The sequence below is a fragment of the Pseudomonas paraveronii genome (genome assembly GCF_963681955.1).
Classification (GTDB): Bacteria; Pseudomonadota; Gammaproteobacteria; order Pseudomonadales; family Pseudomonadaceae; genus Aquipseudomonas; species Aquipseudomonas paraveronii.
This window is the reverse complement of sequence record NZ_OY817130.1, coordinates 663688-685306: the sequence shown is the minus strand read 5'-3', so window position 1 is coordinate 685306 and position 21619 is coordinate 663688. Positions and strand designations below refer to the sequence as shown.

General features: G+C 62.7%; 18 protein-coding genes and 1 pseudogene. 14 read left to right on the top strand and 5 right to left on the bottom strand.

Features of this window, described 5'->3' with window-relative positions; all coding sequences use genetic code 11:
* Window positions 1-33 precede the first annotated feature (33 nt).
* From urtA to ureC, 12 genes and pseudogenes are all read left to right on the top strand, one after another.
* Entirely contained in the window at window positions 34-1299 is a 1266-nt protein-coding gene (gene urtA / locus U5A08_RS02940; RefSeq protein WP_247404496.1) for an urea ABC transporter substrate-binding protein, read from the top strand.
* Between the two features lie 144 nt (window positions 1300-1443).
* Window positions 1444-2946, top strand: a complete 1503-nt coding sequence (gene urtB / locus U5A08_RS02935) for an urea ABC transporter permease subunit UrtB (protein ID WP_321850204.1) — start codon at window positions 1444-1446, stop codon at window positions 2944-2946.
* Entirely contained in the window at window positions 2946-4025 is a 1080-nt protein-coding gene (urtC, locus tag U5A08_RS02930; RefSeq protein ID WP_321850203.1) for an urea ABC transporter permease subunit UrtC, read from the top strand. Before urtB ends, urtC begins: the two co-directional genes overlap by 1 nt.
* Window positions 4022-4870, top strand: a complete 849-nt coding sequence (urtD, locus tag U5A08_RS02925; RefSeq protein WP_321850202.1) for an urea ABC transporter ATP-binding protein UrtD — start codon at window positions 4022-4024, stop codon at window positions 4868-4870. The genes urtC and urtD overlap by 4 nt, the downstream gene beginning before the upstream one ends.
* 24 nt (window positions 4871-4894) lie before the next feature.
* Window positions 4895-4981, top strand: a pseudogene (locus U5A08_RS02920) (outer membrane lipoprotein carrier protein LolA); the annotation flags it as partial.
* A 22-nt stretch (window positions 4982-5003) separates the two neighbouring features.
* Window positions 5004-5702, top strand: a complete 699-nt coding sequence (gene urtE / locus U5A08_RS02915; RefSeq protein WP_321850201.1) for an urea ABC transporter ATP-binding subunit UrtE — start codon at window positions 5004-5006, stop codon at window positions 5700-5702.
* Between the two features lie 30 nt (window positions 5703-5732).
* The gene (locus U5A08_RS02910; RefSeq protein WP_321850200.1) at window positions 5733-6572 is read left to right on the top strand and encodes an urease accessory protein UreD; all 840 of its coding nucleotides are present in this window, start codon (window positions 5733-5735) and stop codon (window positions 6570-6572) included.
* Between the two features lie 147 nt (window positions 6573-6719).
* The gene (locus U5A08_RS02905) at window positions 6720-7022 is read left to right on the top strand and encodes an urease subunit gamma (protein ID WP_010213535.1); all 303 of its coding nucleotides are present in this window, start codon (window positions 6720-6722) and stop codon (window positions 7020-7022) included.
* A gap of 9 nt (window positions 7023-7031) precedes the next feature.
* Complete coding sequence (locus U5A08_RS02900) at window positions 7032-7544, top strand: GNAT family N-acetyltransferase (RefSeq protein WP_247400810.1); 513 nt, start codon at window positions 7032-7034, stop codon at window positions 7542-7544.
* A 5-nt stretch (window positions 7545-7549) separates the two neighbouring features.
* Window positions 7550-8083, top strand: a complete 534-nt coding sequence (locus U5A08_RS02895; protein ID WP_253393174.1) for a GNAT family N-acetyltransferase — start codon at window positions 7550-7552, stop codon at window positions 8081-8083.
* Complete coding sequence (locus U5A08_RS02890; RefSeq protein ID WP_017849702.1) at window positions 8080-8385, top strand: urease subunit beta; 306 nt, start codon at window positions 8080-8082, stop codon at window positions 8383-8385. Before U5A08_RS02895 ends, U5A08_RS02890 begins: the two co-directional genes overlap by 4 nt.
* Window positions 8386-8663: 278 nt before the next feature.
* On the top strand, window positions 8664-10364 hold the full coding sequence (gene ureC, locus U5A08_RS02885) for an urease subunit alpha (protein WP_321850199.1): 1701 nt from the start codon (window positions 8664-8666) through the stop codon (window positions 10362-10364).
* A 58-nt stretch (window positions 10365-10422) separates the two neighbouring features.
* On the opposite strand, the gene U5A08_RS02880 is transcribed toward ureC, so the two are convergent.
* Together U5A08_RS02880 and U5A08_RS02875 are read right to left on the bottom strand one after the other, a co-directional pair.
* On the bottom strand, window positions 10423-15594 hold the full coding sequence (locus U5A08_RS02880) for an NEL-type E3 ubiquitin ligase domain-containing protein (RefSeq protein WP_321850197.1): 5172 nt from the start codon (window positions 15592-15594) through the stop codon (window positions 10423-10425).
* 87 nt (window positions 15595-15681) lie between these two features.
* Window positions 15682-16626 (bottom strand): DnaJ C-terminal domain-containing protein, encoded by a 945-nt coding sequence (locus U5A08_RS02875; RefSeq protein WP_253393171.1) that lies wholly within the window; start codon window positions 16624-16626, stop codon window positions 15682-15684.
* Between the two features lie 287 nt (window positions 16627-16913).
* Between U5A08_RS02875 and U5A08_RS02870 the strand changes: the two genes are divergently transcribed.
* Window positions 16914-18182, top strand: a complete 1269-nt coding sequence (locus tag U5A08_RS02870) for an Hsp70 family protein (RefSeq protein WP_321850195.1) — start codon at window positions 16914-16916, stop codon at window positions 18180-18182.
* A 110-nt stretch (window positions 18183-18292) separates the two neighbouring features.
* On the opposite strand, the gene U5A08_RS02865 is transcribed toward U5A08_RS02870, so the two are convergent.
* The 3 genes from U5A08_RS02865 to U5A08_RS02855 all read right to left on the bottom strand — a co-directional run bounded on the left by U5A08_RS02865 (window position 18293) and on the right by U5A08_RS02855 (window position 20627).
* Complete coding sequence (locus U5A08_RS02865; RefSeq protein WP_247400743.1) at window positions 18293-19306, bottom strand: AI-2E family transporter; 1014 nt, start codon at window positions 19304-19306, stop codon at window positions 18293-18295.
* 161 nt (window positions 19307-19467) lie between these two features.
* Entirely contained in the window at window positions 19468-19767 is a 300-nt protein-coding gene (locus U5A08_RS02860; RefSeq protein WP_253393169.1) for a PsiF family protein, read from the bottom strand.
* A gap of 71 nt (window positions 19768-19838) precedes the next feature.
* Window positions 19839-20627, bottom strand: a complete 789-nt coding sequence (locus tag U5A08_RS02855; protein WP_253393168.1) for an AraC family transcriptional regulator — start codon at window positions 20625-20627, stop codon at window positions 19839-19841.
* A gap of 97 nt (window positions 20628-20724) precedes the next feature.
* Here U5A08_RS02855 and U5A08_RS02850 point away from each other — a divergent pair, with 97 nt between their 5' ends.
* A complete protein-coding gene (locus tag U5A08_RS02850; RefSeq protein ID WP_321850191.1) occupies window positions 20725-21612 on the top strand; it encodes a DMT family transporter in 888 nt (295 codons plus the stop codon).
* Window positions 21613-21619: the final 7 nt, after the last annotated feature.

The following is a 21619-nucleotide window of genomic DNA, read 5'->3' as shown; positions in this document are numbered from 1 at the left end:
TCATAACAACATCGAGTTCCCGGAGATCGCACCATGAAGCGTCGTAGCTTGATCAAGGCTTTCACACTCACCGCATCGATTGCCGCCATGGGCATGACCTGGACCGTGCAGGCCGCCGAGACCATCAAGGTCGGCATTCTGCATTCGCTCTCCGGCACCATGGCGATCTCCGAAACCTCGCTCAAAGACATGGCGCTGATGACCATCGACGAGATCAACGCCAAGGGCGGTGTGAACGGCAAGATGCTGGAACCGGTGGTGGTGGACCCGGCGTCGAACTGGCCGCTGTTCGCCGAAAAAGGCCGGCAGTTGCTGACCCAGGACAAAGTCGCCGTGGTCTTCGGCTGCTGGACCTCGGTGTCGCGCAAATCGGTGTTGCCGGTGTTCGAAGAACTCAACGGCCTGCTGTTCTACCCGGTGCAATACGAAGGCGAAGAAATGTCGCCAAACGTGTTCTATACCGGTGCGGCGCCGAACCAGCAGGCGATCCCGGCGGTGGAATACCTGATGAGCGAAGAAGGCGGCAGCGCCAAGCGCTTCTTCCTGCTGGGCACCGACTACGTGTACCCGCGCACCACCAACAAGATCCTGCGCTCGTTCCTGCATTCCAAGGGCGTTGCGGATAAAGACATCGAAGAGGTCTACACCCCGTTCGGCCACGCCGATTACCAGACCATCGTCGCCAACATCAAGAAGTTCTCCGCCGGCGGCAAGACCGCAGTGATCTCCACCGTCAACGGCGACTCCAACGTGCCGTTCTACAAAGAGCTGGCCAACCAGGGCCTGAAGGCCACCGACGTACCGGTGGTGGCGTTCTCGGTGGGCGAAGAAGAACTGCGCGGCATCGACACCAAGCCGCTGGTGGGCAACCTCGCCGCCTGGAACTACTTCCAGTCGGTGGAGAACCCGGTAAACACCAAATTCGTCGCCGACTGGAAAGCCTACGCCAAGAAACACAACCTGCCGGGCGCGGACAAAGCCGTGACCAACGACCCGATGGAAGCCACCTACGTGGGCATCCATATGTGGGCGCAGGCGGCCGAGAAAGCCAAGTCCACCGACGTCGACAAAGTGCGTGAAGCCCTCGCCGGCCAGACCTTCGCCGCGCCGTCGGGCTTCACCCTGACCATGGACAAGACCAACCACCACCTGCACAAGCCGGTGATGATCGGTGAAATCCAGGCCGACGGGCAGTTCTCGGTGGTGTGGCAGACCCAGGAACCGATCCGCGCCCAGCCATGGAGCCCGTACATTCCCGGCAACGACAAAAAACCTGATTACGCCGTGAAAAGTAACTAAGCCCCAGCGCAGATCGACATGTGGGAGGGGGCTTGCTCCCGATAGCGGTGGATCAGTCAGCCCATGCATTGCCTGACCCACCGCTATCGGGAGCAAGCTCCCTCCCACATAAAGCCGATGCGCGCACGATCAGGACATATTGTTATGCCCACTGCCCTCTACCGCTTGATCCTCGCGGCCCTACTGTTGCTGCCTGTTGGCGCACACGCCGGTGACGCCGACGACTTCCTCACCGCCAACCCGACGCAACAAGCCAAACTGCTGCAGGACTGGGCCGCCCAGCCCGACCCGGCGCGCATCGAGCTGGTGGACGCCCTGCAACAAGGCCAACTCACGGTCAATGGCGAAACCAAGACCGTGCGCCTGAACAACCGCCTGCGCGGTCTGATCGACAACGTCCAGGCCAGCCAGCAACTGCTCGCCGCCGACCCCAAGGTGCGCCTGGCGGCCGCGCAAACCCTGCAAAAAACCGCGCAACCGGCGCAGCTCAAATTCCTCGACCAGCGCGTCGCCGCCGAAACCGTCGAAGACGTCCACACCGCCCTCAGCCTGGCCCTGGCCAACCTGCAATTGGTCGACGCCGACCCGCTGGTGCGCCTCGCCGCCGTGCGCTTGCTCGGCAGCACCGGCGACCCGCTGGCCCGCACCCGCCTGGAAACCCTGCTCGCCCCCGGCGTAGAAACCGATGCCGCCGTACATACCGCCGCCGAGACCAGCCTGGCCCAGGTCAAACGCAAATTGATGCTGGGCGAGATCCTCGGCCAGGCCTTCAGCGGCATGTCCCTCGGTTCGATCCTGCTGCTCGCGGCCCTGGGCCTGGCGATCACCTTCGGCCTGCTGGGCGTGATCAACATGGCCCACGGCGAGATGCTGATGCTCGGCGCGTATTCCACCTATGGGGTGCAGTTGCTGATGCAGCGCTACGTGCCGCACGCCATCGAGTTCTACCCGCTGATCGCGCTGCCGGTGGCGTTTTTCGTCACCGCCGCTATCGGCATGGCCCTGGAACGCACGGTGATTCGTCACCTGTACGGCCGCCCCCTGGAAACCCTGCTCGCCACCTGGGGCATCAGCCTGATGCTGATCCAACTGGTGCGCCTGGTGTTCGGCGCGCAGAACGTCGAAGTGGCCAACCCCGCCTGGCTGTCCGGCGGCATTCAGGTGCTGCCCAACCTGGTGCTGCCGTACAACCGCATCGTGATCATCGCCTTCGCTTTGTGCGTGGTGCTGCTGACCTGGCTGCTGCTGAACAAGACGCGCCTGGGCCTCAACGTGCGCGCCGTCACCCAGAACCGCAACATGGCCGCCTGCTGCGGCGTGCCCACCGGGCGCGTGGACATGCTCGCGTTTGGCCTGGGCTCCGGCATCGCCGGGCTGGGCGGCGTGGCGCTGAGCCAGATCGGCAACGTCGGCCCGGACCTGGGCCAGAGCTACATCATCGATTCCTTCCTGGTCGTGGTGCTCGGCGGTGTCGGCCAATTGGCCGGTAGCGTGATGGCCGCGTTCGGCCTGGGGATCGCCAACAAGATCCTCGAACCGCAGATCGGCGCCGTGCTCGGCAAGATCCTGATCCTTGCGCTGATCATTCTGTTTATCCAGAAACGCCCGCAAGGCCTCTTCGCACTCAAAGGACGGGTGATCGACTGATGAACCAGCCATTGATGCTCACGGCCACACAAAAGGCCGGCCCCAAGCTGACGATTGCCATCGGCGCGGTAACCCTGATCCTGCTGCTGGCCCTGCCACTGTGTTCGCTGTTGGCGCCGGACAATCCGCTGCACGTGTCGGCCTACACGTTGACGCTGGTGGGCAAGATTCTCTGCTACGCCATCGTCGCCCTCGCGCTCGACCTGGTGTGGGGTTACGCCGGGATGTTGTCCCTCGGCCACGGCTTGTTCTTCGCCCTCGGCGGTTACGCCATGGGCATGTACCTGATGCGCCAGGCCTCCGGCGATGAGTTGCCGGCGTTCATGACCTTCTTGTCGTGGACCGAATTGCCCTGGTACTGGGTCGGCACCGAGCACTTCCTCTGGGCCTTGTGCCTGGTGGTGTTGGCGCCAGGGTTGCTGGCGCTGGTGTTCGGCTTCTTCGCCTTTCGCTCGCGGATCAAGGGCGTGTATTTCTCGATCATGACCCAGGCCCTGACCTTCGCCGGGATGCTGTTGTTCTTTCGCAACGAGACCGGCTTCGGTGGCAATAACGGCTTCACCAATTTCCGCAGCATCCTCGGCTTCGGCATCACCGAACCGGGCACGCGCGCGGCGTTGTTTGTGGCCACCGTGGTGTTGCTGGTGAGCAGCCTGTACATCGGCTGGCGCCTGGCCAAGAGCAAGTTCGGCCGGGTACTGACCGCCCTGCGCGATGCCGAGAACCGCCTGATGTTCTGCGGCTACGACCCGCGTGGCTTCAAGCTGTTCGTGTGGGTGTTGAGCGCAGTGCTGTGCGGCCTGGCGGGAGCGTTGTACGTGCCGCAGGTGGGCATCATCAACCCCAGCGAAATGTCGCCGACCAATTCCATCGAAGCCGCCGTGTGGGTGGCCTTGGGTGGGCGCGGCACCTTGATCGGGCCGCTGCTCGGCGCCGGAGTGGTGAACGGCATGAAGAGCTGGTTCACCGTGGCGTTCCCGGAGTATTGGCTGTTCTTCCTGGGGGCGCTGTTCATCATCGTCACCCTGTATTTGCCCAAGGGCGTGATCGGGCTGTTGAAGAAACGGGGTGAACAATGAGAGTCACGGCGACCGCAGAATTTATGCTCGAACCTATTCTCGACGCCGGCAGCGGCCGCGACGCGATCGGCATCGGCCAGGCCGCTGGCACGGGCCTCAACACGCGCCACGGCACGATCCTGACCCTGGAAGACATCAGCGTCAGCTTCGACGGTTTCAAGGCACTCAACGCCTTGAACCTGTACATCAGCGTCGGCGAATTGCGCTGCATCATCGGCCCCAACGGCGCGGGCAAAACCACGCTGATGGACGTGATCACCGGCAAGACCCGGCCCAGCCACGGCAACGCCTGGTTCGGCGAAACCCTCGACCTGACCTCGATGAGCGAAGTACAGATCGCCCAGGCCGGCATCGGCCGCAAGTTCCAGAAACCCACGGTGTTCGAAGCCTTGAGCGTGTTCGAAAACCTGGAGCTGGCGCAGAAGACCGACAAGTCGGTGTGGGCCAGCCTGCGCGCACGCCTGAGCGGCGAGCAGAAAGACCGCATCGATGAAGTGCTCGACACCATCCGCCTGACCGCCTCGGTGCATCGCCCGGCCGGCCTGCTGTCCCACGGCCAGAAGCAATTCCTGGAAATCGGCATGCTGCTGATGCAAGACCCGCAACTGTTGCTGCTCGACGAACCGGTGGCAGGCATGACCGACGCCGAAACCGAATTCACCGCCGAACTGTTCAAGCGCCTGGCGGGCAAGCACTCGCTGATGGTGGTGGAGCACGACATGGGCTTTGTCGGCTCGATTGCCGACCATGTGACCGTGTTGCACCAGGGCAGCGTGCTGGCCGAAGGGTCGCTGGAACAGGTGCAGGAAAACGAGCGCGTGATCGAGGTATACCTCGGGCGCTGAGTTCGTTTTTTTGTAGGCGCGAGCTTGCTCGCGAAAATCGTTAACGATAACGCGGGCATCCTGAATGCACGCGGCGCCCTCAGGTTTTTCGCGAGCAAGCTCGCTCCTACAGGGAATTGAGGAGGTTTTGAGAATGCTGCAAGTCGACAAGCTGCACCAGTATTACGGCGGTAGCCACATCCTGCGCGGGCTTTCATTCGAGGTGCAGATCGGCGAAGTCACCTGCCTGCTCGGCCGTAACGGCGTGGGCAAGACCACCCTGCTCAAGTGCCTGATGGGCCTGCTGCCCGCCAAAGAGGGCGCGGTGAACTGGGAAGGCAAGGCCATCACCGGCTTCAAGCCGCACCAGCGCGTACACGCCGGGATCGCCTACGTGCCCCAGGGCCGGGAGATTTTCGGGCGGCTGACGGTGGAAGAAAACCTGCTGATGGGCCTGTCGCGCTTCCCCGGCGCCGAAGCCAGGGAAGTCCCGGCGTTTATCTACGAACTGTTCCCGGTGCTGCTGCAAATGAAGCACCGCCGTGGGGGCGATTTGTCCGGTGGCCAGCAACAGCAGTTGGCGATTGGCCGCGCGCTGGCCAGCCGGCCGCGCCTGTTGATTCTCGACGAGCCAACCGAAGGCATTCAGCCGTCGGTGATCAAGGAGATCGCTGCGGTGATCAAGAAACTCGCGGCCCGTGGCGACATGGCGATCCTGTTGGTGGAGCAGTTCTACGACTTTGCCGCCGAACTGGCCGACCAGTACCTGGTGATGTCGCGCGGTGAAATCGTCCAGCAAGGCCGTGGAGAAAATATGGAAAGCGACGGTGTGCGCGGCCTCGTAACCATCTAATCTGTAGCTTCCTAACGATAAGCCCACGCCATGAACCTGCCCGTTTCTCCTGCCCTGTTCACCCCTAGCTGGCACGCCGAGCTGGAACTCGGCTACGCGCGTTTCGGCGACACCACGCGCCCGGTGATGCGTCGCCACCTCGGCCCGCTGCGCGTGCAAAAACACTTGTACGCCGAAGGCCCCGAGGTGTGCCAGCACATCATTGTGCATCCGCCCGGCGGGATTGCCGGCGGCGACCGCCTGGACATCCGCGCCCACGTCGCCGAGGGCGCCTGGGCGCAATTGACCAGCCCCGGCGCGGCCAAGTGGTACCGCGCCAGCGGCCCGGCGTTTCAGCAACTCGAGCTGAGCGTCGAGGCCGGCGCCACCCTGGAATGGCTGCCCCAGGAAACCATCGTGTTCAGCGCCGCCCAGGCCGAACTCACTACGCGCATCGCGCTGCACGGCGATGCGCGGCTGTTCTACTGGGACGTGGTCGCCCTGGGCCGCCCGGCCAGCGGCGAGCGCTTCAACCTCGGGCACTTTCAAGCGCACCTGGACATCCGTCGCGACGGCCAGTTGCTCTGGCACGAACGCCAGCGCATTGTGGGCGACGATGGCTTGCTCGACTCGCCGATTGGCCTGGACGGGCAACCGGTCTTCGCCACCTTGTTGCTGACCGGCGATATCGAGCCAGAATTACTCGAACACTGCCGCTCGCTGCCCCATGCGGTGCGCGGCGACCTGACCCAACTGCCCGGCCTGCTGGTCGCGCGCTGCCTGGCGAGCGAGGCGCTGCTGGCGCGGGGCTGGTTGATTGATTTATGGCGGCTGCTGCGCCCGGCGGTACTGGGGCGAGAGGCCGTGGCACCCAGAATCTGGAGCACATGAAGATCAAAATGTGGGAGGGGGCTTGCCCCCGATGGCGGTGGGTCAGTTACAGATGCATTGCCTGACACTCTGCTATCGGGGGCAAGCCCCCTCCCACACTTGATCTCCATTGTATTTAAGAATGCATTTTATGAAGGACCTTGAACCATGGACCTGACCCCACGGGAAAAAGACAAACTGCTGATCTTCACCGCAGGCCTCGTCGCCGAACGGCGCCTGGCGCGCGGTGTGAAGCTCAACTACCCGGAAACCATCGCCTACATCTCCGCGGCGCTGATGGAAGGCGCCCGCGACGGCCGCACCGTGGCCGACCTGATGCACTTCGGCACCACCCTGCTCAGCCGCGAGCAGGTGATGGAAGGCATCCCGGAAATGATCCCGGATATCCAGGTGGAAGCCACCTTTCCCGATGGCACCAAACTGGTGACCGTCCACCAACCCATCGCGTGAGGCCCCGCCATGATCCGTGATGCAACCGAGCACGATCTGCCAGCGATCCGCGACATCTACAACGACGCGGTGCTGAACACCACGGCGATCTGGAACGAACAGCCGGTGGATCTGGCTAACCGCCTGGCCTGGTTCAGTGCGCGCCAGGCGCAGCGCTACCCGATCCTGGTCGCGGTGGAAAACCACGAAGTGACGGGCTACGCCTCGTTCGGCGACTGGCGCCCCTTCGAAGGTTTTCGCTACAGCGTCGAGCACTCGGTGTACGTGCGCAACGATCAGCGCGGCAAAGGCCTCGGCCCACGCCTGATGCAAACCCTGATCGAACGCGCCCGCGCCGGCGGCAAACACGTGATGGTCGCGGCCATTGAAAGCGGCAACCAGGCCTCGCTCCGCCTGCATGAGCGCCTGGGTTTCAGCACCACCGGGCAGATGCCGCAAGTGGGCATCAAATTCGGCCGCTGGCTCGACCTGACCTTTATGCAACTGACCTTGAATCCGGGCGCCGAACCGCCCCAGGAGTGAGATCGATGAACGCCGCGCAACTGCGTCGAGTCAATGCTGAAAGTTTTGCCCACTATCGCCAGGGCTTGATCGAGCTGTTGCTGGATGCGGTCAGGCACGGCGCGTCGATCGGCTTCATGGCCGACTTCGATGAGGCCCAGGCGCGCGCGTATTTGCACAGCGTGCAAGCGAGCATCGAAGACGCCAGCCTGTTGCTGTGGGTGGTGGTGCGCGACGAGCGCGTGATTGCCAGCGTACAACTGGCGCTGTGCCAGAAAGCCAACGGTCTGAACCGCGCCGAAGTGCAAAAACTGCTGGTCCACAGCAGCGCCCGCCGCCACGGCCTGGGCCACCAGTTGATGCACGCCCTGGAACTCGCCGCGCGCCAACACAAGCGCGGCCTGCTGTACCTGGACACCGAAGCCGGCTCCGAGGCCGAAGCCTTCTACCAGGCGCTGCGCTACACCAAGGTGGGTGAACTGCCCGATTACTGCCAAAGCCCGGACGGGCGTTACAGCCCGACCGCCATCTACTACAAGACCCTGGGGCAACCTGCATGATTCCTGGTGAATTTCAGATCCAGCCTGGCGACATCGAACTCAACGTCGGCCGCCGCACCGTCAGCCTGAGCGTGGCCAACAGCGGCGACCGGCCGATCCAGGTGGGCTCGCACTATCACTTTTTCGAAACCAATGACGCACTGACCTTCGACCGTGCGCTGAGCCGCGGCATGCGCCTGAATATCCCGGCGGGCACGGCGGTGCGGTTTGAGCCGGGGCAGAGTCGCGAAGTTGAGTTGGTCGATTTCGGCGGAGGGCGGCGGGTGTTTGGGTTTGCCGGGCGGATCATGGGCGACCTTTAGGGCCTCATCGGGGGCAAGCCCCCTCCCACATTGGATCGGGTTCACACAGTTTGATTTGTGAATACAGCCAAAAGGTGGGGGGGCAAGCCCCCTCCCACATTGGATCGGGTTCACACAGTTTGATTTGTGAATACAGCCAAAAGGTGGGGGGGGCAAGCCCCCTCCCACATTGGATTGGGTTCACACAGTTTGATTTGTGAATACAGCCAAAAGGTGGGAGGGGGCTTGCCCCCGATAGCGATTTCACATTCAACACATTTTTTTCAGGGCAACCACACATGAAAATCAGCCGCCAAGCCTACGCCGACATGTACGGCCCCACCGTCGGTGACAAGGTCCGCCTGGCCGACACCGAGCTGTTCGTCGAAGTCGAACAAGACTTCACCGTCTATGGCGAAGAAGTGAAATTCGGCGGCGGCAAAGTGATCCGCGATGGCCAGGGCCAGAGCCAGTTGCTCGCCCATGAAGTGGTCGACACCCTGATCACCAACGCACTGATCATCGATCACTGGGGCATCGTCAAGGCCGACGTCGGCCTCAAGAACGGCCGCATCCACGCCATCGGCAAGGCCGGCAACCCGGATATCCAGCCCGGCGTGACCATGGCCATCGGCGCCAGCACCGAAGTGATCGCCGGTGAAGGCATGATCCTCACCGCCGGCGGCATCGACAGCCACGTGCATTTCATCTGCCCGCAGCAGATCGAAGAAGCGCTGACCAGCGGCGTTACCACCCTGATCGGCGGCGGCACCGGCCCGGCCACCGGCACTAACGCGACCACCTGCACCTCCGGCCCGTGGCACCTGGCGCGCATGCTGCAGGCCAGCGACGCGTTCCCGATGAACATCGGTTTCACCGGCAAGGGCAACGCCAGTTTGCCCGAGCCGCTGATCGAGCAGGTCAAGGCCGGCGCCATCGGTTTGAAGCTGCACGAAGACTGGGGCACCACGCCCGCGAGCATCGACAACTGCCTGAACGTCGCCGACCAATATGACGTGCAGGTGGCGATCCACAGCGACACCCTCAACGAATCCGGCTTCGTCGAAACCACACTGGCCGCGCTCAAGGGCCGCACCATCCACACCTACCACACCGAAGGCGCCGGCGGCGGCCACGCACCGGATATCATCAAGGCCTGCGGCTTCGCCAACGTGCTGCCCAGTTCGACCAACCCGACGCGGCCATTCACACGCAACACCATCGACGAACACCTCGACATGCTGATGGTCTGCCATCACCTCGACCCGAGCATCGCCGAAGACGTGGCCTTCGCCGAAAGCCGCATCCGCCGCGAGACCATCGCCGCCGAAGACATCCTGCACGACCTCGGCGCGTTCTCGATGATCAGCTCCGACAGCCAGGCCATGGGCCGCGTCGGCGAAGTGATCACGCGCACCTGGCAAACCGCCGACAAGATGAAAAAACAGCGCGGCGCCCTGCCCGGCGACGGCCCCGGCAACGATAACTTCCGTACCAAGCGCTACATCGCCAAGTACACCATCAACCCGGCGATCACCCACGGCATCAGCCATATCGTCGGCTCCATCGAAGTCGGCAAATGGGCCGATCTGGTGCTGTGGCGTCCGGCGTTCTTCGGCATCAAGCCAACCCTGATCCTCAAGGGCGGCGCGATTGCCTCAAGCCTGATGGGCGACGCCAACGCCTCGATTCCCACGCCGCAGCCGGTCCACTACCGGCCGATGTTCGCCAGCTTCGGCAGCGCCCTGCACGCCACCAGCCTGACCTTTATCAGCCAGGCCGCCGAGGATGCCGGCTTACCGCAAGCCTTGGGTTTGAAGAAGCAGATCGCGGTGGTCAAGGGCTGTCGCAATGTGCAGAAAACCGACCTGATCCACAACGACTACCTGCCGCACATCGACGTGGACCCACAGACCTATCAGGTCAAGGCCGACGGCGTGTTGCTGTGGTGCGAGCCGGCGGATGTGCTGCCGATGGCGCAGCGCTATTTCTTGTTTTAGCGCCGGAGATTCAACCCTGAAAACCGAGGTTTTCAGGGTTGCGTTGCACCCCGCATGATCAATCGACACTGCGCCCCATCGCCTGATCGCAGAGGCGGCGCAGGATGTTTTTACTTTCCTCGGCCAACACGGCGATATCGGCGTAGTACTGCGCGTCGCTCATCACCTGGCCGGGGGCGACTTCGCTGACGGGCTTGCCCAGGGTGCGGGCCGTGCTTTCGATGATTTTTCGTTGTGCGGCCTTTTGCGTGTCCGACAGGTTGCCATTGCTGGCCCAGGCCGTCTGCGCCTCCAGCAGGTCATCCAGGGCCCGGCTCTTGTTGAGCACCACCTCGAACGCCTCGGCGTGGGTGGCTTCCAGGTAGTTGCGCCAGAAGTCCTGTTCGATCAGTTGCTCGCGGAGCAGGTCGCCCTCTTCCAGGCGCGTGACGCGCTCATAGGCGTCATCGAGCATCTGGGGCGTCACATCCGGTTCGTCGAAGCGCATGCTGCGCGATTGCCAAGGCAGGTCCAGCCGTTGGGCGAGCCCGGTGACGAACGCCAGATGGATCTCGACTTCATCCAGCGTGCGTACCGGGTTGCCGCGTTCATCGTATTGGGTGAGCAGATGCCCGTCTTCGTCATAGAGCGGAAAACGCCGGCCCTGCGCGCGCAGCGCCTCCACGCGGGCGCGGGCGATCCGGCCCACTTCGTCCAACCGGCACTTGCCCTTGGCCAGGTCCAGCAGTTCAAGCAGGACCCATTCCGGACGCCCCGCCGCGTGGGCTTCCCACTGCATCACCTCGACCCCCATGGCATTGAATAACTGCGCCCCGGCGTCGACGCAGGTGGTCGGCGCCGTGGCCATCTGGAACAGCTTTTCGCGCAGCCGGGGTTCGGCGTCGGCGGCCTCCAGCATGCGCCAGACTTTGCTCGTCAGCTCGACCTTGTAGGGCGCCAGAAGCGCATCGGACGACTCCGATAACTTTCTGATCTCATCAAAAAACGGCTCCGAACCGCGCGCGCCTTCCAGTGCATCCCAGACCGGCTGCTTGGCCAGCCATTCGTCCTGCGTCAAACCGGCCATCCAGTGCGCGCTGTCCTGCGTGCCGGCCGGCGGGAGACGCCGATCCGGGTCAATACCGACGGATTCCATATAGCCCCTGAGCGTGCGGTTCACCTCCGGCGTCAGGCGTGACGGGTCAACACGCGTGCGGGCAAGCACACCGGCATGCTCCGAACCCAGCGCCACAGCGGGTATGCGCTCGATGGGGTTGGCGCTCAAGTCCAGCAGGAACGAACGCGGCCGTGGCACTTCAAGCAGGCCCGGCGGCCAGTCGGTCAGGCCAGTGCCGCCCAGCCACAGCAGGCGCAGCTCGTGCATCTGGCTGATATCGGGCGCGAGCCCCAGCGGATTGCCGTCCAACCAGAGCGTCCGTAAATGCCGCATCGAGCGCAACCGCGCGACCGCATCAGCATCCAGAACGATATGGTTCTCCGCCATTTCCAGTTCCTGAAGACGCGCCATCTGCGTGATCTGCGGCGGCAATCGGGTCAACTCGCACGCGGCGATATCCAGGGTGTGCAAGGCGCGAAAGTGCGCCAGGAACGACACGTTCGCATCGCTGAAACCGGAGTTGGACAGACCCAGCCCGCTGACATGCTCAAAGTTGGCACTCAGCGCGGGCAGGCTCAGCAGTTGCTGCTGAAGCGGTTTGTCCGCCAGTTCGATTTTCTGCCCCAGGTAGCGCCCACTCTCGTCGTAATGCCGCGGCCCGATGCGGCGCCAGGCATCCTTGAGGGCGCGGACAATCTCGCTGCGCCTGAGCAACTGTTCGCGATAGGCCTGGCTGCCGAACTCGCCCACGCCTTCGATCGGCTGACTCATCCAGGTTTGCAGCGCGGCATCCAGCACCTTGTACTCGCGCTCCAGCGCCTTGAGCCACTGATCGCTGTAGGGATCGTTGGCCGCACGCAACGCGATCACCTCCTCGTCGGTAAAGTCCGGGTACAACGTGCGCAAGCGCTCCTCAATGATGCGATCCCAGTCGCCCAGACCCACGCCTCGACCGCTCAACGGATACCCACGGCGATTGCCGGGCAAAACGCTGGGCGCGAGGAAGAACGGCCGGCTCTCGGGCAGGATATGCAACAAACGGCGCAATTGCGGCCGGGGCAAGGCATATCGCTGGATCAGCGCCTTCAACTGCTGGCCCTGCGCGACGTGCGGCAGGCCCAGGGAGGCGCGATGCCCATCGGTCAGCGCATGCTGGATCGCCCCATAGAAACTGTTGATGCCGGACAGTGCGTTGGCTTCTTCATCGAACGGCTGATAGCGACCTAGGGCAACCCATACCAGCACCTTGCGGCTGCTCGCATCGATGGGGCCGAAACTGGCGCGCAATGTGCCGTCATAGTCATGTTCGCGCACCTCCAGGCGCAAGTCGTCTTGCCAGCCGGGCAGCGTTTCGAGGGTGTTGAGCACCAGTGTCTCGGTGTCCGGGCCGGCCAGCGCCTCCAGGTATAAGCCTTGATAAGCGCGCACCAGGCGCATCTGGCGCTGCATGCCGCGCGCCTGCCGGGCCAGCGCCAGCGGCAGCTTGCCGGTGTTTTTGAGGCTGGCCAGCGCAGCTGCGGGCGCAGCGTCGAGCAGCTCGCGGCCCATGGCGTTCGACAACCCTTTGAAATCCCGCTGCAGCACTTGCAGCGCCGAGTCGGCGGCGGGCGCCTGGCCGGCGTATAAGCTATTGAACAACCGCGCGCGTTGCCCGACCGCAAAATCGGCCAGGGCCGATTGCACCAGCGTCACGCGTGCGCTGTTGTCTTCGGGAATGTACTGAAAGAACTGACGCAGGATGTGCGCCACCTGCTCGCGACTGAGCGCCTGGACGACCCGCTCGGGCAGTTTGCCGGCCATCAGGTCGGCCATGTCGAGGTTGATCACCTGCGTCGCTGGCGGCCCCACAGGCGCATAACGCACGCGCTTGGCCGCCGCGCCCGAACCTTCGACCACCTCGATAGCCCACGCCGCTGGCCAGCCGGGCAGTTCGACCGTCAACGGCACGGCATACTGGGCCAGCGGGCTGGACAGGTTGCCGCTGCGGATCAGCTCGCTTACCGTCACCGCATCGGCATAGGCCTGAAACTGGCTGGCCGTGTCGAGGAGCACGGCGGGCGGCGCCTCGCTCTCGCTATGCACACGGCGCAGCGCATCGTCATCCACGTCACAGACCGTGCGAATCTGCTCCAGTTCGATGTCCTCGAAGGCGTCCATGGACGGCCCCAGACGTCGCATCAGGCGTGGCTGTCGCCAACCCCGCGGCTGCTCCACTTCATGGCGCCAGCCACCGGAACCGTTGTGGCGGATCTCAGGTTGGTAGGCATCGGGGCGGCGCGGGTGTTGAATGCGATATTTGCCGGGGTACGGGTCCTTTTTCAGCTCCAGGGGTTGGCCTTCCAGCAACAGGATCTGGTCGCGACCGTAGGTGTGCAACCCTTCGGCCGAGGGCTGCGAGTCGGTGGCGATGTTGATGTTGCGCACATAGGGTTTCAAGTCCGGCTTCCACAGCCGAACTTTGCCGTCGGGCAACTTGACCAGCTTCAGGCCTTCGATAAACGGCGAGACGGTAAAGTGGAACACCACCGCGCCCGCACCGAGCATCACCAGGCTTTCCAACACATCGCCCAAGTGCAACCAGCCGGCCTCGCGGTCGCCCGTGCTCAGCTCATGCACCCCGTCAAATACTTCATGCAACAACTGCGCGGCCGTGACCGCCAGCATCGCATACCCCAACGGCGGCACCACCATCGAGACCGTGTTCAACACCAACATGCCCAGGCCCAGGTAGTGCGACCAACGGCGGGAGCGGTTGGCGGCATCGGTGTGCGCGGTCGTAATCGCGTCGGCGAGCCCATCGTCGAGCAAACGCTCGAGTTGGCTTTCGTAGAGTTCGTCCCACAGGTCGATAACGCTCCAGAGCCCCTTGATCGGGTCGCTGTTGATATCCAGATTCGGGCCTTTGATGGGGATTCGAACGGTATGGGCGGGATCACCCAGCACCTGGGTGAACGGCGTCGGGGCGAGCAATTTTGACCAGAACTGCCCACGCTCCGAGCGCATCCACTGCACCGCCCAAGACTGTTGTGGCGCGTCTTTGACCAGCTCAGTCAACCGGCGAAAGTAATAGGGGCGGTCCTTTTTGGCGACGAAACGGCTGAAAAACACCTGGTATTGCGTGGGTTCGATGCCCTTGGATCGGTCGTCGTCTTGCGTGCCGTGGGTCAGGCGGTCCGTCATGTCCTGGCGGAATTCGGCAAACGACTCATAGCGCTTGATCGGCTGGACCGGATCGTCGGGAAACCAGGCGATAAACCAGGTGCCATAACGCCGGATCACGCTCGGTTCGATGAGCAAACAGCCTTGAAGCCGCAGGTGCATCAGGCACGGCGTGCTGTACCAGATCTGTTTGTCGCCGATCCGGATGTCTTTCTCGCCGTTGGCCACTCTCAACAGCAACGCAAAATCATCGGCACCGATATCCCCCTTGAGCAACGCGAGGTGCGCCTCCACCTTGAGGGCGTCTTTTTTCCACGTGGTAAAGCGCAGGCGCAACAACGCATCATCGATCACATTGCCCGAGCGCAGGTGACCATTGAGGTAGGCCTGGTACTGAGCGCCCAGGTCCAGCTCACGGCAGAGCGTGACAAACGTATCGATGGGAAGCGCGGTAGCGACCCGCTCAAAACGACCGGTGTCATCATCGGGCCGGGAGATGAAACCTGAAGCACTGTTGAAAAAGCCGGGCGCCGCTTCCGGCGCTTCAAAGTTGTTCAGCGCCGCTTGCAGCAGGGAAAACGTCTTGGTCTTGAACCCGCCCGTTTGCCGGCCGAAGGCGTCTTCTGCCGGGACATACAGCAGCAGATACGTTTGCTGCACATCCAGCGTGTAACCGGCGTCTTTTAATGCGGTTTCCAACAACGGTTGGGCGAACTCCGTGACCGTCTGCAGCTTCGCCATCTGCGCTTCCCATTGGCTCAATGAGTTCCAGCTGGCGTCGATGAAGGTCTTGAGCGTGTCTTTTTGCTGCAGGCTGGTCGAGATGTACCAGCCAGGCAGCTCAGGGCTGAGCTGGCGCAGCGCAGCGCGGTTGTGTGGGGAGGCTTTGACGAGTGCCTGCGGAATCAGGCTGGCGAGCGTTGCGTAGTGCTGCCCCTGGTCTCCCGGAGGGAGCGGGGCTTGAGCGTGGGCCATGAAAAGTACCTCATTGTGAAAATGAGCAGCTTATTCATGGCCCCCACGGGCCTGGGCCTAACTATGCAAGACAGTTGCCCGGGTGGATCAGTTGTTCCAGCCTTTGCGCGGATCGAAGGCGGCGCTGTCGGCCAGTGCCTTCCACAACCCGAGCACTTCCTCGCTGGCCTCTTTGGGCATCACCACTTTCAGTTGGATGAACAGATAACCGCGCTGCCCGCCCTTGTTCATCAGGCCATGGCCCTTGGCGCGCATGCGCTGGCCGTTCTGGCTACCGGCCGGGACCTTGAGGTTGATCTTGCCGGTCAGGGTCGGCACGGCAACTTCGGTGCCCAACGCCAGTTCCCACGGCGCCACCGGCACGCTGATCACCAGGTTTTCGCCTTCGACCTCGAATTTTGGGTGCGGCGCAAACTTGACGATCAGGTACAGATCACCGTTGGCCCCACCGCCAATGCCCGGCGCGCCCTGGCCTTTGAGGCGGATGCGCTCCCCGTCGGTGACCCCGGAGGGGATCTTCACGTTCAGGCTCTTGACGGTGTTGCTGACATGCCGGCCCGAAGCGTCGTATTGCGGTACCTGGAAGCTGATCTGCTTGGACTCGGTGGACAGCGTCTCTTCAAGAAACACCGACAGTTGCATCTCCACGTCCTGGCCTTTACGCCCGGTACTGCGGCGCTGACCGCCGCCGAAGCCGTCGCCACGGGCGCCGAAGATCGAGCTGAAGAAGTCCGAAAAATCCCCCTGATCCTCGCCGCCACTGTAGCCGCCACGGCTCTGCCAGCCCGGTGGCCCCTGGAACGGCTGGCCATGCTGGCCGTATTTGCGCAACTCGTCGTACTCGGCGCGCTTGTCGGCGCTTTTCAGCGCTTCATAGGCTTCAGACGCGTCCTTGAACTTGGCTTCGGCGTCTTTTTCCTTGCTCACGTCCGGGTGATATTTGCGCGCCAGCTTGCGATAGGCGGTCTTGATCGCCTTGTCGTCCGCCGTCGGCTCCACGCCAAGGATCTTGTAATAGTCTTTAAAGTCCATCTGGGGGGTCACCCTCCGTCATCGATATCGCACAGCCAAGGGCACAGCATGCGCCGGTTTGCAGCGTTTGGATTGACTGAACTCAATCCCAAGCCGATGGCTGCGTCTAGTAGTTTATCGGCACCGCACGAATAATCTTGCAGCCACCGACGGTATGCGGGACAAGTTGGGGGCAAACGCTGGCCTTTCAAGGCGCGGCGCCGGCTATTTAACAGATCGTCGGCCTACGCATCTGCACGCGGGTGGCATACACTGCGCGGCCGTTTTTCAACCGGAACCCGATAGACATGAAAAACCCATCCCCAGCCCGTGCCTGCGGCATCGACTTTGGCACGTCCAACTCCACCGTCGGCTGGATTCGCCCCGGCATGGAAACGCTTATCGCGCTGGAGGACGACAAAATCACCTTGCCGTCGGTGGTGTTCTTCAACTTCGAGGAGCGCCGCCCGGTCTACGGTCGCCTGGCGCTGCACGAATACCTGGAAAACTACGAAGGCCGGCTGATGCGCTCGCTCAAGAGCCTGCTGGGTTCCAAGCTGATCAAGCACGACACCAGCGTGCTGGGCACGGCGATGCCGTTCACCGACTTGCTGGCGCTGTTTATCGGCCAACTCAAGAGCCGTGCCGAAACCGCTGCGGGCCGCGAGTTCGAAGAAGTGGTACTGGGTCGCCCGGTGTTTTTCGTCGATGACGACCCGATGGCCGACCAGGAAGCCGAGAACACCTTGGTCGACGTGGCGCGCAAGATCGGCTTCAAGGACATCTCGTTCCAGTACGAACCGATTGCCGCGGCCTTCGACTACGAGTCCACCATCGAAAAAGAAGAGCTGGTGCTGATTGTCGACATCGGCGGCGGTACCTCGGACTTCTCGCTGGTGCGCCTGTCGCCGGACCGTCGCCACAACGACAACCGCCACGACGACATCCTCGCCACCGGCGGCGTGCACATCGGCGGTACCGACTTCGACAAACAACTCTCGCTGGCCGGCATGATGCCGCTGTTCGGCTACGGCAGCCGCATGAAAAGCGGCGCGTACATGCCCACCAGCCATCACATGAACCTGGCCACCTGGCACACCATCAACTCGGTGTACTCGCAAAAATCCCAGTTGGCCCTGGGCAGCATGCGCTACGACATCGAAGACACCGGCGGCATCGACCGCCTGTTCAAGCTGATCGAACAGCGGGCCGGGCACTGGTTGGCGATGGAAGTCGAAGAAACCAAGATCCAGCTGACCCACGCAGACAGCCGCCATGTGCTGCTCGACCGGGTGGAGCCAGGGTTGAGCGTGGACCTGAGCCGTGCGCTGTTCGAGTCGGCCATCGATGCGCTGCTGGAGCGCGTGCGCAACAGCGTCACCCAATTGCTCGCCGACGCGTCGGTGGATGTGGCGCAGGTGGACACGGTGTTCTTTACCGGCGGTTCCAGCGGCATTCCGGCGCTGCGCCACAGCATCTCGGCGATGCTGCCGAATGCGCGGCATGTGGAAGGGAATATCTTTGGCAGTATCGGTAGTGGGTTGGCGATTGAGGCCAGTAAGCGTTACGGCAGCTGATCTGCCCCCAACTCACTGGCACTGAAAATCAAAATGTGGGAGGGGGCTTGCCCCCGATTGCAGTGGGTCAGTCACCAGGAATATTGACTGACACATCGCCCCTTCCACATTCAGACCATCCCGCCGAGCTTCAGCTCACTCTTCAAATACGCGTAGTAAATCGGCCCCGCCACCACGCCCGGCAGGCCGAACGCAGCCTCGAACACCAGCATCGCCAACAACAACTCCCAGGATTTGGCACTGATCTGCCCGCCGACGATCCGCGCATTGAGGAAGTACTCGACCTTGTGGATCACGATCAAATACCCCAGCGCCGCCACCGCCACCCAGATCGACAGCGACAGCGCGACGATGGTGATCAGGGTGTTGGACATCAGGTTGCCGATCACCGGCAGCAGGCCGAGCAGGAAGGTCAGCACGATCAGGGTTTTGGTCAGCGGCAGGTGAATCCCGCACAGCGGCAGCACCACCGCGAGGAACACGGCGGTAAACACGGTGTTGAGGGCGGCGATCTTGATCTGTGCAAAGACGATGTTGCGAAACGCCTGGACCAACAGGTGCAGACGATCGAACAGCGCGGCGGCCAGGGGTTTGCGCTTGGTCAGGTCAGGGATGCGCTGCAGTGCGATGATCGCGCCGAGCACCATGCCGATCAGCAGGGTGACGAACATGTGGGCGGCATCTTTGCCCACCAGTTGCAGGTCGCTCAGGTGTTTGCTGATCCAGTCGCCGATGGCCACCCGGAATTCGGCGGCGCTGGCGGGCAGGTAGGCGTCGAGGAACGGCGGCAACTGGCCGCGCGCGCGGTCGACCACGCCCATGAATTTGTCGAGGGAGGCCCCGGGGTTTTCCGCTTCGTGGAGCAGGAAGCTGATCGCGCCGGCAAAGATCAGGGCCAACACGCTGACGATCAAGGTGCCGAGCAAGGCGACGGCGAGCCAGCGCGCACGCCGACCTTCGATCAGCCGTTGCAGTTGAGGGGTAAGCATGTTGACCAGTTCAAACACCAACAGACCGGCCAGCAGGCTGGGCAGTAACTTCAGCGGCAGAACCAGCAGTAACCCGCCGAAAATGATGATGTAACTGGCCAGCAACAACACGTGACGCTGAGAAAACGTTGGCATACAGCCTCAAAACGAACGGCGTTAAAGGATGGGCAGTCTGCCAGCCTTGGGGGAATCAAGCGAGGGGATCGGTGGTGAATGCGATCAAGTGTGGGAGCTGGCGCGCTATCGCAGGCAAGCCAGCCTCACACATTTGATCTTCAGCGGCCGCGAAATCGCAATCAGCCTTTGAGGCAGGTGCTCATGAACGTCTTGCGTGCGTCACCAGTCAGCGCCTTGGTTTTCGCCGACGCATTGCAATCCTTCATCTTCTGCTGCTGCGGGGTCAATGTCTTCGCGTCATTGGCCGCCGGCGCCGACAGGCAGGTTTTCATGAAGGCCTTGCGCTCGTCGCCCTTGAGCGTCTTGGTGGTGGCCTCGGCATTGCAGGTGGTCATTTTATTTTGCTGGGCGGTAGCGGCAAAGCCTTGGGAACACAGCATCAGGCCCATCATCAACAACGGAATTCGCAGCATCTTCATGGAGTTTTCTCCCTGTTACCGTGCCGGAGGGCACGGCCTACCGACGAGTGTAGCCAAACCCTGTTACATATTCACCGGCCGCGAATGTTCGCCCGTCGGTACTGCTCCGGGGTACAGCCGGCGTGGCGCTGGAACATGGCGATAAACGCCGAAGCAGTGCTATAGCCGAGGTCGAAGGCCACCTGTTGCACGCTGCGCGGGCTGTCGAGGGCTTCGATCGCTGCCAGGTAGCGCAGGCGCTGGCGCCATTCGCCGAAGCTCATGCCCAGTTCGCGCACAAACTGGCGGGCCAGGGTGCGTTCGCTCACATGCACCTGCTCGGCCCATTGCGCCAGGGGGCGGTTATCCCCCGGTTCGGCCTGCATGCCTTCGAGCACGCCGAGCAGCCCGGATTGGCGCGCGTAGGGCAGGAAACCATCGTGGATCGGGGCTTGCTTGAGCTGGTCTACCAGCACCTGGGCCAGGCGGATATCGGCTTCGGTGTGGGGGATGTTGACGTCACGTTGGGCGAAGTCGCTGAGGATCGCCTTGAGGATATCGCTGATCGCCAAGGTACAAGGCTGCTTGGGCAGTTGCGCACACAACGGCGGGGCAAGGCCCACCGAGCGGTAGACAATGGCCTGGGCATTGTAGGAACTGTGCTCGGTGTCCGGCGGTATCCACACCGCGTACTGCGGCGGCGACATAAAGCGGCTGCCGGCCACTTCCATGCGCATCACCCCGCTCGCCGAATAATCCAACGAACCCCAGAAGTGCCGGTGCGGGGTGCATTCGGTGTTCGGGGCAAAATCGGAGTAACGGAAGTACACCGGGCTCGGCAGGCTGGGGAAATCCGCAAGGCGGACGGTGTGTCTGGGCATGTTGTCTGGATTCAGAGGTCGTTTGTCTGGATCGCAGTATAGGCTTCGATCCAGACAGGGGATAATCCCGTCTCATCAACACACTGGGTTGCTTTCAATGCAATACGCGTATCCCCTGCTGGCCATTTTCATCTGGGCCGGCAACACCGTGGTCAACAAACTGGCCGTGGGTTCGATCTTCCCTGCTGAAATCGGCTTCTACCGCTGGTTGTTGGCGGCGCTGCTGTTTACCCCGTTCATGCTCAAGCCGGTGATTGCCCATTGGCCGATCATCCGCCCGAACCTGGGCAAGATTTTTATCCTCGGCGTGCTGGGCATGGCGGTGTATCAAAGCCTGGCCTATTACGCCGCGTCGCTGACCAGCGCCACCAACATGGGCATCATCCTGTCGCTGATGCCATTGATGGCGTTGACGGCGGCGATCATCAGCCTCGGCCAACGCCTGACGTTTGGTGCACTGAGCGGCGCGGTGCTGTCGTTCGCTGGCGTGGTGGTGGTGGTGTCGTCCGGTAGCCTGGGCGCGTTGCTGCAACACGGGGTCAACCTGGGCGACGCGATGATGCTGGTCGCCACCCTGGCCTACGCGGTCTATAGCACCCTGTTGAAAAAATGGCAGCTGCGCCTGCCGCCGTTGGTGTTGCTGTATTTGCAGGTGCTGGTGGCGGTGGTGGTGCTGTTTCCGCTGTTCCTGTTTTCGGCAAAAGCCGGGCTGGGCTGGGCGAATATCCCGTTGGTGCTGTACGCCTGCCTGCTGGCCTCGATGCTCGCGCCGTTGGCCTGGATGCACTCGGTGAAAACCCTGGGGCCGAGCCGCACCACGTTGTTTTTCAACCTGCTGCCGCTGATTACCGCACTGATCGCGGCGCTGGTGTTGAAGGAAGAGTTGGCGCTGTATCACCTGGTGGGCGGGCTGTTGACGTTGGGCGGGGTGATTTTGTCGGAGCGCTGGACCACGCCGGTCGGGCGTAGGCTGGGCGTTGCCTGAGCTATCG